Below are 13,565 nucleotides of genomic sequence, written 5' to 3'. Positions count from 1 at the left end.
GCTAGTTCACCCCTCCGAAATGGGCGGTTAACGCCTGAATCGTGGTGTCCAGATCGGACGGTTCGTGCGTTCCCTGCGCCGTAAAATCGCGGATAATGTCCTTGTAGCGAATCGCCGCATCGATCTCCCGGTTGGTCCCCGGCTTGTAGGCGCCGATGTTGATCAGGTCCTCCGCTTCCCGGAATGTGGCGAGATGACGCTTCACCTGGCGGGCCGCTTCAAGATGACGTTCGGTGCAGATCTCGTTCATTACCCGGCTGACGCTGGCAAGCACGTCAATCGCCGGAAAGTGTCCCTTTTGCGCGATTTTTCGGTCGAGGACGATATGCCCGTCCAAAATCCCGCGCACCGCGTCCGCGATCGGATCATTCATGTCGTCAGAATCGACCAAAACGGTGTAAAAACCGGTGATGCTTCCTTTGTCCGCCGTACCGGCCCGCTCCAACAGCTTGGGCAACAGCGCAAACACTGACGGGGTGTAACCGCGTGTCGCCGGCGGTTCGCCGATCGCCAGGCCGATTTCCCGCTGCGCCATGGCAAATCGGGTAACCGAATCCATCATCAACATGACGTTCAGGCCGCGGTCCCGAAAGTACTCGGCGATCGAGGTGGCGATCATCGCCCCTTTGATCCGGATCATGGCGGGCTGGTCGGAAGTGGCGACAACGACGACCGACCGTTTTAGTCCTTCTTCCCCGAGATCCCGCTCGATAAACTCCATCACCTCGCGGCCGCGTTCCCCGATCAGGGCGATGACGTTGATGTCCGCCGTCGTGTTGCGGGCGATCATTCCCAGGAGCGTGCTCTTTCCGACGCCGGAACCGGCGAAAATCCCCACACGCTGTCCTTTTCCGACCGTCAAGAGCCCGTCGATGGCCCGCACGCCCACGCTCAGCGGTTCTCTGATGCGCGGCCTAAGCAGCGGATTGGGCGGTGCATTGTTGGTCGGATAGGAGGCAAGGCCAGGCGGGATGCTTCCCTGCAGCGGGCGCCCCAATCCGTCCAGCACCTTGCCGAGGATTTCCGGCCCCACCTTGACGGACAGCGCGCTGCCGGTGGCTACGACGTCACTGCCCGGCCCGATGGACGTCAGCTCCCCAAGCGGCATCAGCAGCACCTTGTTGTCCCGGAAGCCGACTACCTCCGCGATGATGGGCTCGCCGCTTTGCGGGAAGATCTGGCAGATTTCTCCCAGCTTCACTTCCGGGCCCTGCGACTCGATGGTAAGACCCACCACCTGTGTAACCTTTCCGTTGACCCGCACCGGGTCGATACCCTCCAGCGCCTGCCTGTATTTCCCCAGGTCGAGGATCGTCATGTCACTTCACTCCCCCTGGCGATGTCCAGCAAACACTGTTTGATTTCATGCAATTGCGTATCAATTCGGGCATCGATACTTCCCAGCGGCGTCCGAATCACGCAGCCGTCGTCCTGGACGGTGTGATCCGGGTAAATGGAGAGCTCCGCCTGTCCGTCCAGGAGGGCAAGCAGTTGGGCGCGCTGCTCCTGGACAAATGCGTAGTGGCGGTGATTGACGCAGACGGCCACGTGGCCGTGCACCCGAGAGCGGCGCAACAATTTTTTCACCATCTCCAAAACCGTTTCCGGCGAGCTGTGCAGCTCCGTCCCAATCACTTTTTGTGCTACGTCCACACTTAGCTCTACCAGGAACGGTTCCGCTTCGGCGATGATCCGTTCCTTTTCGGCGTACGCCTGCTCCAGAAGGGAACGGGCTTGTTCCACACAAGCGGTCTCTTCTTCCAACGCCTGCCGCTTTCCATCTGCGTAACCGGCGTCATATCCTTCCCGGCTCGCCTGTTCCCGCGTTTCCTGAAACAGAGCTTCTGCTTCGCGCCGTTTTTCCTCCCACCAGCGTTCCACTTCCGCGAGCGCCTGCCGCTTGATTTCCTCGGCCTGCTCCATGGCCTCGCGAAGCACGCCCTGCGCGGTTTCTTCCGCATCCTGGAGGATAATTTTCGCTTCTTCCTCAGCATTTTTTACCAATTGATGATTTTCTTGCAACCTTTCGGAAGTTTGCTCCGTCTGTAATGGTGAAGTCCTTAATTCAAGGAATACCGATTCGTCTGAAGCCTGGTAGTGGGACAGCTTGATGATTCTAGACAATGATATCATCCCCTCCACCGCGGGCGATGATGATCTCACCCGCCTCTTCTAAGCGGCGAATGATTGCGACGATGCGGGATTGAGCTTCTTCGACGTCGCGCAGACGAACAGGACCCATAAACTCCATTTCTTCCTTGAAGGTGTCTGCCATCCGTTTGGACATGTTCCGGAAGATGACTTCGCGGACTTCCTCGCTGGCCACCTTGAGCGCGAGCTGAAGATCGGTATTTTCCACGTCGCGGATAACCCGTTGGATGGAACGGTTGTCCAACGTGGCGATGTCTTCGAAGACAAACATGCGCTTCTTGATCTCTTCTGCCAGTTCGGGGTCCTGGATCTCCAGCGAGTCCAAAATGGTCCGCTCGGTTGCGCGGTCCACGCCGTTGAGAACGGCGACGATCGCTTCGATACCGCCAGCCTGGGTGTAATCCTGGGTGACGGTTGCGGACAGTTTTTGCTCCAGAACCTGCTCCACCTGGGCGATGACCTCCGGTGACGTGCTGTCCATCAGCGCGATCCGCTTGGCCACGTCAGCCTGCCGGTCCTGCGGCAGCGCGGAGAGAATCATCGCTGCCTGCTGCGGCTCCAGATAGGAGAGCACCAGGGCAATTGTTTGCGGATGTTCGTTCTGGATAAAGTTCAGGATTTGGCCCGGGTCCGCTTTGCGGGCAAAGTCGAACGGGCGTACCTGCAGATTGGCGGTCAGACGGTTGATAATATCCATCGCTTTCGATTCGCCCAACGCTTTTTGCAAAATTTCCTTTGCGTATGTGATTCCGCCTTGGGCAATGACTTCCTTGGCGACCGCTATCTGGTGAAACTCAGCAAGAATCTTGTCTTTTTCATCGGAATCAACCTTCCGGACGTTGGCAATTTCCAGCGTAAGCTGTTCAATCTCATCTTCGCGCAAGTGCTTGAACACCTGGGCGGAGATTTCCGGCCCGAGCGAGATGAGGAGGATTGCTGCCTTCTGTCGTCCGGTCAACTCTTTGGCGCCGCGAGCCATACTGTTTTCACTCCTTAGTCTTCAGCTAACCACGTGCGAAGCAAGACAACGAATTCGTCCGGCTTGCTGCGCGCTAGTTTTTCCAGTTGCTTGCGCACCACCACTTGATCCGTGTCTTCCTGGTAGGTCAAATCCGGAATCTCCATCGGTTGCGGCGGCATCAGGTCCGGAACCTCTTCTTCTTGCAGCTTCGCTTGGCGGCGGCGATAGATAAGGAATGCGACCGCACCAAGAGCCAACAGGGCGATTGCACCTGCTCCGTACAAATACGGTGTCAAGTCGGTGGAGCTGTCAACTGCCACCTTGCCGGAGAACTGACGCGGCAAGACAGAGATGTGCTGGTCCAGTTCCTCCTGGGTCAACTGCACGCCACTGTCGCTTAACGTGACTCGCACCACGTTGCGGAGTACCTGCTTGATGCTTTCGATGGTCTGATCATCCAACTGCCCGCCTTCCGGAGGCTCTACGCCGACGTTGATCGTGATGTCCTCGATCTTGTACGGGCTCATCGTGATGTTGCGGGTGATTCGGTTTACTTCGCGGTTGATCGTATCGCTCAGTTCTTCGTACTGGCTGTTGCTTCCCTGCGGCGAGCTTCCCGGATAACCGGGGACGGCATTTTCGCCAGTTCCTGCTATTCCGCCAGGAGGAGCACCCTGCCCGGAGAACGTTTTGGATGATTTTTGGGATGAGATGATAAGTCCTTCGTTGTTTTCCTTATCCGGCGCTTCGACCAGGTTTTCCACGCGGTTTTCCTTGTCGAAATTCATCTTGATAAACGTATGGACGATGACCTTATCCCTGCCCATCATCGTGCCCAGGAGTTGGTACAGGTTTTGCTGAATCTCGCGCTCGACGTTGGCTCTGATTTTCTCCTGCTGCTCGAAGCTGGTCAGCGAGCCTTCCGTTTCGGTGCCATCCTTCCACTCCAGCAGATTGGAGTACTGGTCGGAAATCGTGATGTTATCCGGCGGCAGTTTGGGTACGCTGCGGGATACCAACAGGTACAGCGCGTTGATTTGCTTTTGGTCCAACCGGGTACCCGGTTCCACGTCTACGATGACGGAGGCGGTTGCTGATTCAGGCTTTTCCGTGATCCAGATGCTTTCCTCCGGCAGGTTGATCATCACCTGAGCGCTTCGGACACCGTTTACCCGTTCCAGCATCTTGCGCAGTTCTTGCTGCAGCGCCTCTTTTTTCATCACGTCAAACTGACGGTCCGTTACACCCAGCGTGTTGGAGAAGATCTCCGTGTTGATGCCTGCCTGGCTGGGAATTCCTTGAGCGGCCAGATCGACGATGACATCTTGAGCCAGCTTTTGCGGAACCTCGATGTTGGTCCCGTTATTCGTGATGCGGTATGGAATATTCTTGCTTTCCAGTTCCTGCTTGATCAATCCGATTTCCTGTTCACTCAGCCTCTGGTTGTAGAGGGGCGTGTAGACCGGCTGTGAGGCAATGTATATGTATAGGCCGAGCGAGATGAGCAAAAACAGCACGATCCCGGAAATCATCCACCTTCGCTTGGGCGAAAGCTGATTCCATTTCGTCAAGACTTGCTCTTTATACTGTAAAAGACGTTCGTTCATGGTTCACCTCACCAAGAATACCGACGACGTTAAATAGGCATGCGCATGATTTCCTGGTAGGACTCAATCACCTTGTTGCGCACCTGCAAGGCCATTTGCAGCATGATCGTGGATTTCTGACCGGCGATCATGACCTGATGCACGTCCTGGACTTGTCCGGCTGCAAACCGGTCCGCCAGCACGGCTGATTCCACCTGTGCCTGATTGACCTGATCCAGCGCATCCGCGAGATAGGCTGAAAAGGACTTCGTGACCTCTGCAGGCGTATACGACTTCGTCACGGATTTTGGCTGTATCGCGTCCACTCGGGAAAGCACGCTAATGTCCATTCCTTACGCCCCCTCTTACTTGATCTCCAGTGCTTTCATCATCATGCTTTTGGCTGCGTTCAGGACAGTGACGTTGGCTTCGTAGGAACGCGAAGCAGAGATCATGTCCACCATTTCCTTCATCACGTCGACGTTTGGCAGCAGTACGTATCCTTCTGCGTCAGCATCCGGATGCGTCGGATCGTACATTCGTTTGAACGGCGTATTGTCTTCGCGGATTGCCGTCACACGTACGCCTTGTTCAGTCTGGCCGGTCACCGTACCAATCGCCGCCTGAAGCAGGTTGTCAAACGACTGCCCGTTTACCGGCGACAGTTCCACCATTTTGCGTTTGTACGGCTGCCAGGCCCCGTTCACGAATGTGGCGCGGGTCGTATTGGCGTTGGCGATGTTCGCCGCGATCGTATCCAACCGCAGGCGGTTGGCTGTCAGCGCAGAGGCGCTTGTATCCATTCCCTGAAACAGGCTCATCTACTATCTCCCTCCACCTTCGAGCACGCTGCGCAGCTTCTGGAAGTATCCTGCCGTGAGCTGCGTCAGACCATTGTACCAGATCTGGTTCTTGGCCAACTCATTCATCTCAAACTCCAGATCTACATCGTTGCCGTTGTGTTGCATCATGTTCCCGACATTCGACAAGATTTGCGGCATCGGCAGTGTCCCCATTCGGTTAAATGGGATGTGCCGCTCATTGGTACGGTACGCCTCCAACTTCTGTAGACCCGCAGTCCCCGCAAGTTCCTGCTGCAATAACTCCTCAAAGACGACACGCTTGCTTTTGAACTGAGGGGTATCTACATTCGCGATATTGTTCGCGATGGTTCGTTGTCGAAGCATGGCGGTGTCCAACGACCGCTCTAGGACCTGCAAATGAACGCTTTCCAGCATCTTTCCACCCCCTCATTCCGCTCTTTTTCCGCATAAATGTCGGAATTTCTCGCTTATTCGACACAAGAATACGACTCCATCATAGCAAAACTGGTATAACGAAAAAAGCCCTATTGTGGCAACTTTTCTCAAAATGATTCAATGGGACTAAATCCCTTATCCTTCCTGATATTACTAAGTTTTTGGTACGATCCTTGCTAGAATTCAATAATTTTACAGAGATTCGCCAATTTTAGGCTCGTGAGACCAGTTAGTCCCACTCAATAAACAGGACTATTTGCCCATGAAAAAAGGTGTAGCTTTTCACTGTCGCTACACCTTTCCTTCACAGAATTGTCACCATCTGGAGACATTATCTCCTGACTCCAGGGGCTTCAAAAGTCATGAAGTTTTCAGTTTTTCCAGTTCCGGCAGCAGTTTTTCGTTCAGCACCTTGATGAAGGTACCTTTCATCCCGAGTGAACGAGATTCAATCACACCTGCACTTTCCAGTTTGCGCAGGGCGTTTACAATGACGGAACGGGTAATGCCCACGCGGTCAGCGATTTTGGATGCGACCAGCAGGCCTTCCTTGCCTTCCAGCTCTTCAAAGATGTGCTCCACGGCTTCCAGTTCGCTGTAGGAAAGGGAGCCGATGGCCATCTGCACAACCGCTTTGCTGCGCGCTTCCTCCTCGATCGCTTCGGAGCGTTCCCGCAGGATTTCCATGCCGACCACGGTCGCGCCCACTTCGGCCAGGATCAGGTCATCGTCGACAAACTGGTTGTTGACGCGGCCGAGAATCAGCGTACCCAGCCGGTCGCCACCGCCGATGATTGGCACGATGGTGGTCCACCCGGAGCGGAATACTTCTTTCATCTCAACCGGGAAAATGGTGTACGGGCTGTCTACATCCAGGTTGGCAGACGTCTCTTCCACTTTCAGAAGACCGGTGCTGTACTCTTCGGGGAAACGGCGCTCTTCCAGCATTTTGCGGATGCGATCGTTGTCCACTTCCTGGTGAATCGAAAAGCCGAGCAGTTTGCCTTTGCGGCTGACGACGAAAATGTTGGCCTCAATGACATCACTCAGCACTTGCGCCATCTCGTTGAAGTTGACGGCATGACCCGCCGATTTTTGCAGCAGGCGGTTAATTCTTCTGGTTTTTGATAACAAATCCATTGTTACGTTCCTCCCAATAATAGTGATCGTTCGGATTTAGAGAATGTACTGGCTTAAATCCTTGTTGCCGGCAATCGATCCGAGTTTGTCACGGACGTACTCCGGCGTGATTTGCACCACATCCAAATGAATGTCAGGCGCCTCAAAGGAGAGGTCTTCCAGCAGTTTTTCCAGCATCGTGTGCAGACGACGCGCACCGATGTTGTCGGTAGACTGGTTCACCTCGGCTGCCAGACGGGCGATTTCCTGGATTGCCTCCGGGGTAAATTCCACCCGGACCCCTTCCGTCTCCAGCAGCGCGCTGTACTGCTTCAAGAGCGCATTTTTTGGCTCTGTCAAAATCCGGACAAAGTCCTCCGCCCGCAAGCTGGTCAGCTCCACACGGATGGGGAAACGCCCCTGCAGTTCCGGAATCAGATCGGACGGTTTGGCCATGTGAAATGCGCCGGCAGCAATGAACAGGATGTGGTCGGTCTTGACCGGCCCGTACTTGGTCATCACTGTCGAACCTTCCACGATTGGCAGGATGTCGCGCTGAACGCCTTCCCGCGAGACGTCGGGACCCCGACCGTCCTTTCCGGCGATTTTGTCGATCTCGTCAATAAAGATGATGCCGTGGTTTTCGGCGCGGTAAATCGACTCCTGCGTGACTTCGTCCATATCCACCAGTTTTTGCGCTTCTTGTTGAATTAATACCTTTCGCGCATCTTTTATTCGCAATTTTCGCTTCTTCGTCCTCTTGGGGAGCAGGTTGCCCAACATGTCCTGCATCTGCATCCCCATTTGCTCCGTACCCGGAACCTGAAACAGGTCAAACATGGACGGGGATTGATCTTCCACGTCGATTTCAATCATCTGGTCCTCCAGATGACCATTCGCGAGCTGCCAGGCCACCTGCCGGCGCTGCTGTTCCAGCGACGCATCTTCCGCATCGGACGTTTGAGTCTGCTGCTGCTGACCGCCGAACAGCATCTCCAGCGGGTTTTTGAACGAATGCTGCTGTTTGCGTGAAGGGACGAGGATGTTGACGATGGCGTCGTTTGCCAGCTTCTCCGCCTTCTCCCGGACTTCCTCCATTTTTTCCTGCTTGACGGTGCGGATGGCCGCCTCGACGAGGTCGCGAACCATCGACTCCACGTCGCGGCCCACATACCCCACTTCTGTAAATTTGGTGGCCTCCACTTTGACAAACGGAGCCCCCGTCAATTTGGCGATCCGGCGGGCGATCTCCGTTTTCCCCACGCCGGTCGGCCCGATCATCAGGATGTTTTTCGGCACCACTTCATCCCTCAGATGTTCCGGCAGCCGGCTGCGCCGGTACCGGTTGCGAAGCGCCACTGCGATGGCTTTTTTCGCCTGGGCCTGCCCGACGATGTACACGTCCAGATGTTCTACAATCTTGCGCGGGGTTAACTGCTCAAGGTTCAGCACAGGGAGTCCTCCCTTCCTTTCATTTCATCTCATCCACGACCAGATTGTCGTTGGTGAACACGCAAATCTCAGCAGCCGTCCGCAGCGCGGCTTCGGCAATCTCCTTGGCGCTCAGATGAGGCGCGTACCGTTTCAGCGCCCTGCCAGCCGCCAATGCGAAACTGCCTCCCGAGCCGATCGCGAGAATGCCGTCATCCGGTTCGATGATTTCGCCGTTGCCGGAAATGAGCAGCAGATGCTCCTTGTTCATCACGATCATCATCGCTTCCAAGCGGCGCAGGATCTTATCCATGCGCCATTCTTTCGCCAACTCCACAGCCGCCCGCTGCAGGTTGCCGTGGAACTCTTCCAGTTTGCCTTCAAACTTTTCAAAAAGGGTGATCGCATCCGCGACAGACCCAGCAAAACCCGCCAGCACCTCACCGCGGTACAGTCGGCGCACTTTTTTTGCCCCGTGCTTCATCACCATGCTGTTGCCGAACGTGACCTGTCCGTCGCCGGCCATGGCCGCTTCGCCGTTGTGATGTATGGCAAAAATCGTCGTTGCATGAAACTGTTCCATTGCAGATTCCTCCCGCTTATGTACTTCCGGCGGACCCGGAATGACGCGCGGTCGCACGCGGATGGGCCGCGTCATAGACATGGCGCAGCCGTTCCTTGGTCACATGCGTATACACCTGCGTCGTCGAAACGTTGACGTGGCCCAACAGCTCCTGAACGGTCCGCAGATCGGCTCCCGCGTTCAGCAGATGGGTGGCAAAGGTGTGGCGGAACGTATGCGGCGACACGCGCAGGTTCAGGGCGTGCTGCTCCACGTATTTGTCGACGATGCGGCGGACGCTCCGGTCGGACAGCGGTTCCCCCCTGTAGTTGAGCAGCAGATAGCCGTGGTCGCTGTTACCGGATAGCAGTTTTGGTCTTCCATATTCTAGGTATTGCCGGAGAATGTCACAAGCATAACTGCCGATCGGCACATATCGCTCCTTGGCCCCTTTTCCGTACACCAAGGCGATTCCCCTGGAGACATGGACCGCATCCAGCGTCAGCGTCACCAGCTCGGACACGCGAATCCCGCTCGCATACAGCAGCTCGAAAATGAGCCGATCGCGCATGCCGAGCGGGGTCTGTGTGTCAGGCAGGTCAAAAAATGGTTGCAGTTCATGCGGATATAGGAACGAAGGGAGCTTTTTTTCCACCTTGGGCGTGGACACCAGTTGAAACGGATTTTGCTCCAACCGGCCTTCCCTCAGCAAAAAACGGTACAGACTGCGCAAACTGGACAGCTTGCGGGCGATACTGCGCCGTGACAGCCCCCTTTTCGCCAAATGAGCGAGAAAAGAGCGGCCGTGTAAATAAGAAACAGCAGCAAATACGGGGATTTGGTGCTGTTCCATAAAGGCGACGAATTCGTTAATATCAGCCACGTACTGCTTCACCGTATGAGGAGAGGCATTTTTTTCGACGCGCAAGTAACGGGTGAACAGCTCAATGTCTATGGATATCTGCTGCGATTTGTCCATCTGGCATGCACCCTCCTCAAAGGCACCTATATAGTAACACAGCCGAAAATCGTATATCAACTTAATTTGTGTCTTTTTTGTGTAAAATTCTGAATTGTGTCTAGCGCCCGCTCAGCGAGTTTTTCGTTCTTCTCCCGCTTGTTGCGAATGCGTTTCGGCAGCTCGGGAACAAGCCCGAAGTTGGCATTCATCGGTTGAAAGTTGTTTGGGTCTGCGGTCGTAATGTACCGCGCCATGCTGCCTATCACCGTCTCCGGTGGAAGGACAAGCAGTTCCTCTCCCTTGGCCAGCCGGGCCGCGTTTATGCCCGCCAGCAATCCCGATGCGGCCGACTCCACGTATCCTTCCACGCCGGTCATCTGTCCGGCGAAAAACAGCGTGTCCCGCCCCTTGTACTGATAGGTGGGACGAAGCAGCCTGGGCGAATTGATGAACGTATTGCGATGCATCACGCCGTAGCGGACGATTTCGCAGTTTTCCAAGCCAGGGATGAGCGAAAAGACCCGTTTTTGTTCCGGCCACTTGAGATGTGTCTGGAAGCCGACCATGTTGTACAGGGTGGCCGCTCCGTTGTCCTGGCGAAGCTGCACGACGGCAAACGGCTGCTTGCCGGTGCGCGGATCAATCAAGCCCACCGGTTTCAGCGGACCGAACAGCATCGTCTGCCGTCCCCGTTTGGCCATCACTTCAATCGGCATGCAGCCTTCGAAATAGATCTCCTTCTCAAACTCCTTGAGCGGGGCTTCCTCCGCCGTGATCAGCGCGTCGTAAAAGCGGTTGAACTCCTCTTCCGTCATCGGGCAGTTGAGGTAGGCTGCTTCTCCCTTGTCGTAGCGCGACGCGACAAACACCTTGTCCATGTCGATGGAGTCCTTTTCGATGATGGGCGCCGCCGCGTCATAGAAGTACAGGTACTCTTCACCAGTCAACTCCTTCAGCTTCTCCGACAGCGCCGGCGAAGTGAGCGGGCCGGTGGCAATCACCACGATGCCCTCGGGAATCTCCGTCACTTCCTCGTTGATCACTTCGATCAGCGGGTGGTTGCGCACGGCATCGGTCACATATTGGGCAAACTCGTGCCGATCCACGGCCAGCGCACCGCCGGCCGGAACAGCGCACTTGTCCGCTGCGCCGATGATGACCGAGTCAAAGCGGCGCATTTCTTCCTTTAATACCCCTACCGCGTTGGTCAGCGAATTGGCCCGCAGTGAATTGCTGCAGACCAGCTCCGCAAATTTGTCGGTATGGTGAGCGGGCGTCTGTGTCTTCGGCCGCATTTCATACAGTTTGACGCGGACGCCGGATTGGGCGATCTGCCAGGCCGCTTCACTGCCTGCCAACCCGGCCCCCACCACGGTTACGTACGGTTGTTCATTCATGCTGGTATCCTCCACACGTCCTCAGGAATCGGCTTCTTCCTGGTAATCGCATTTGGTGCAGACAATGCTGACGCCCTGCTTTTTCCGTTTCTTTTCGACGAGCATCCCGCCGCACTTCGGACAAGGACGCGCAATTGGTTTGTCCCAGGAAACAAAATCGCATTCCGGATAACGGTTGCATCCGTAAAAAATACGGTTCCTCTTAGATTTACGTTCAATGATCGATCCGGTTTCACACTGCGGGCAGGGGATGCCGAGTTCCTTGACGATCGGTTTGGTGTTGCGGCATTCGGGAAATCCGGAGCAGGCGAGAAACTTCCCGAAACGCCCCAGTTTGTACACCATCACCCGGCCGCACAGTTCGCACGTCTCGTCGGATTCTTCGTCCTTCAGCTCTACTTGTTCCATCTGCTCCTCGGCAACGGCGAGCCGCTTGGAAAAATCCTGGTAGAAGGCGTCGAGCACCTTCACCCAATCGACAATCCCTTCCTCGATGTTGTCCAGGTCGGATTCCATGTGGGCGGTAAACTCCACATCCAGGATTTCGGGGAAGAACTCTTCGATCAGGGAAATGACGATCTCCCCCAGTTCGGTCGGGACGAACCGCTTCTCCTCCAGAGCCACGTAGCCCCGTTTCTGGATCGTGTCCAATGTCGGCGCATAAGTAGAGGGGCGTCCAATCCCCAGTTCCTCCAGCGTCTTGACCAGCCGCGCTTCGGTGTAGCGGGGCGGCGGCTGCGTAAAGTGCTGGGTCGGTTCGATTTCCTTCAATTCCAGCGTCTGTCCCTCTTCAATCGGCGGCAGGAATGTTTCCTCTTCCTTGCCGTCGTCGCTTCCTTCAATATATACCTTCATGAAGCCGGGGAACTTTACCTTGGAACCGGTCGCCCGGAACGTCACTTCACCTGCCGCGATGTCCACGCTCATCGTGTCCAGCACAGCAGACGCCATCTGACTGGCAAGGAAGCGCTCCCAGATCAGCCGGTACAGGCGAAGCTGGTCGCGGCTCAGCACATCCTTGAGCTGGTCCGGCGTGCGCATGACCGACGTCGGGCGAATCGCTTCGTGGGCATCCTGGGCATTTTCCTTTTTCACCTGGGCACGCGGCTCGGCCGGGACGTAATCAGCCCCGAAGTGTTCCACGATGTAGGCTTTGGCTTCCTCTTGGGCCGTCACGGAAACGCGCGTGGAGTCGGTACGCATGTAGGTGATCAGACCGACCGTTCCTTCCTTGCCGCCCAGATCAATCCCTTCATACAGCTCCTGCGCAATCCGCATCGTCTTGGCCGCCCGGAAGTTCAGCTTGCGTGCCGCTTCCTGCTGCAGCGAGCTGGTGATAAACGGTGGTGCGGGATTGCGCTTGCGCTCCCGTTTGGTCACCTTCTGCACCACGTACGGCTGTCCCTGAATGCGGTCCAGCACCGCATTGACGTCCGCCTCTGACTTCAGATCCCTTTTTTCGTCGCCGTATCCGTAGAATTTGGCCTCAAACGGCTTGCCGTTGCTCAAGAGCGTACTGCTGATCGTCCAGTACTCCTCCGGCACAAACCGCTGGATTTCCCGCTCGCGGTCAATGATCAGCTTGACCGTCACCGTCTGAACGCGCCCGGCACTCAGCCCTTTGCGCACCTTTTTCCACAAGATCGGGCTGATGTTGTAACCGACCAGGCGGTCCAGGATTCGCCGCGCCTGCTGGGCGTTCACCAGGTCCATGTTAATGTGACGGGGGTGTTTGAACGCCTCCTTGATGGCGTCTTTGGTAATCTCGTTGAACACCACGCGCAGCGGCTGGCTCATGTCCAACCCGAGATACTGCGCCAAGTGCCAGGCAATCGCCTCCCCTTCGCGGTCCGGGTCCGCCGCCAGGTATACCTTTTTTACTTTCTTGGCGGCGTCCTTAAGGGTTTTCAGCACATCCCCCTTGCCGCGAATGGTTATGTATTTCGGTTCAAATCCTTTCGATACGTCAACACCCATTTGGCTTTTTGGGAGGTCGCGCACATGGCCCATGGACGCTTTCACCATATATTTGCTTCCCAGATATTTTCCAATCGTTTTTGCTTTTGCTGGGGATTCGACAATCACAAGCGTGTCAGCCACTTATTTCCTCCCCTTTCTGTAAGGAATCTCCCCTATTA

13 protein-coding genes are annotated in these 13,565 nt (G+C 55.8%); all 13 read right to left on the bottom strand.

Going from position 1 to position 13,565, the window contains the following annotated elements:
* Nucleotide 1: 1 nt before the first annotated feature.
* Nucleotides 2-1,318 (bottom strand): flagellar protein export ATPase FliI, encoded by a 1,317-nt coding sequence (gene fliI, locus Q7F15_RS08840; RefSeq protein ID WP_212132465.1) that lies wholly within the window; start codon nucleotides 1,316-1,318, stop codon nucleotides 2-4.
* Nucleotides 1,315-2,133 carry a flagellar assembly protein FliH gene (fliH, locus tag Q7F15_RS08835; protein ID WP_304415446.1) on the bottom strand — a complete coding sequence of 273 codons (819 nt, stop codon included), beginning with the start codon at nucleotides 2,131-2,133 and terminating at the stop codon, nucleotides 1,315-1,317. Before fliH ends, fliI begins: the two co-directional genes overlap by 4 nt.
* Entirely contained in the window at nucleotides 2,117-3,130 is a 1,014-nt protein-coding gene (gene fliG / locus Q7F15_RS08830; protein ID WP_171564637.1) for a flagellar motor switch protein FliG, read from the bottom strand. The genes fliH and fliG overlap by 17 nt, the downstream gene beginning before the upstream one ends.
* Before the next feature lie 14 nt (nucleotides 3,131-3,144).
* Nucleotides 3,145-4,719, bottom strand: a complete 1,575-nt coding sequence (gene fliF, locus Q7F15_RS08825) for a flagellar basal-body MS-ring/collar protein FliF (RefSeq protein ID WP_230077023.1) — start codon at nucleotides 4,717-4,719, stop codon at nucleotides 3,145-3,147.
* A 29-nt stretch (nucleotides 4,720-4,748) separates the two neighbouring features.
* The gene (gene fliE, locus Q7F15_RS08820; protein ID WP_171564635.1) at nucleotides 4,749-5,048 is read right to left on the bottom strand and encodes a flagellar hook-basal body complex protein FliE; all 300 of its coding nucleotides are present in this window, start codon (nucleotides 5,046-5,048) and stop codon (nucleotides 4,749-4,751) included.
* 15 nt (nucleotides 5,049-5,063) lie between these two features.
* On the bottom strand, nucleotides 5,064-5,519 hold the full coding sequence (flgC, locus tag Q7F15_RS08815; protein ID WP_171564634.1) for a flagellar basal body rod protein FlgC: 456 nt from the start codon (nucleotides 5,517-5,519) through the stop codon (nucleotides 5,064-5,066).
* A 3-nt stretch (nucleotides 5,520-5,522) separates the two neighbouring features.
* Complete coding sequence (gene flgB, locus Q7F15_RS08810; RefSeq protein WP_171564633.1) at nucleotides 5,523-5,936, bottom strand: flagellar basal body rod protein FlgB; 414 nt, start codon at nucleotides 5,934-5,936, stop codon at nucleotides 5,523-5,525.
* 381 nt (nucleotides 5,937-6,317) lie between these two features.
* Nucleotides 6,318-7,097: a GTP-sensing pleiotropic transcriptional regulator CodY gene (gene codY, locus Q7F15_RS08805; protein WP_171564632.1), complete on the bottom strand. Its 780-nt coding sequence runs from the start codon at nucleotides 7,095-7,097 to the stop codon at nucleotides 6,318-6,320.
* Between the two features lie 36 nt (nucleotides 7,098-7,133).
* Entirely contained in the window at nucleotides 7,134-8,528 is a 1,395-nt protein-coding gene (gene hslU / locus Q7F15_RS08800; RefSeq protein ID WP_304415445.1) for an ATP-dependent protease ATPase subunit HslU, read from the bottom strand.
* Nucleotides 8,529-8,547: 19 nt separating this feature from the next.
* Entirely contained in the window at nucleotides 8,548-9,090 is a 543-nt protein-coding gene (gene hslV, locus Q7F15_RS08795) for an ATP-dependent protease subunit HslV (RefSeq protein WP_212132470.1), read from the bottom strand.
* 16 nt (nucleotides 9,091-9,106) lie between these two features.
* Nucleotides 9,107-10,048 carry a tyrosine recombinase XerC gene (gene xerC, locus Q7F15_RS08790; protein ID WP_171564630.1) on the bottom strand — a complete coding sequence of 314 codons (942 nt, stop codon included), beginning with the start codon at nucleotides 10,046-10,048 and terminating at the stop codon, nucleotides 9,107-9,109.
* 56 nt (nucleotides 10,049-10,104) lie between these two features.
* On the bottom strand, nucleotides 10,105-11,427 hold the full coding sequence (gene trmFO / locus Q7F15_RS08785) for an FADH(2)-oxidizing methylenetetrahydrofolate--tRNA-(uracil(54)-C(5))-methyltransferase TrmFO (protein ID WP_171564629.1): 1,323 nt from the start codon (nucleotides 11,425-11,427) through the stop codon (nucleotides 10,105-10,107).
* A 21-nt stretch (nucleotides 11,428-11,448) separates the two neighbouring features.
* Nucleotides 11,449-13,527 (bottom strand): type I DNA topoisomerase, encoded by a 2,079-nt coding sequence (gene topA / locus Q7F15_RS08780; protein WP_171564628.1) that lies wholly within the window; start codon nucleotides 13,525-13,527, stop codon nucleotides 11,449-11,451.
* Between the last annotated feature and the right edge of the window lie 38 nt (nucleotides 13,528-13,565).

It is taken from the genome of Brevibacillus aydinogluensis (genome assembly GCF_961514395.1).
Classification (GTDB): Bacteria; Bacillota; Bacilli; order Brevibacillales; family Brevibacillaceae; genus Brevibacillus; species Brevibacillus aydinogluensis.
The sequence above is the reverse complement of the archived record's forward strand: the minus strand, read 5'-3'. Positions and strand labels throughout refer to the sequence as shown.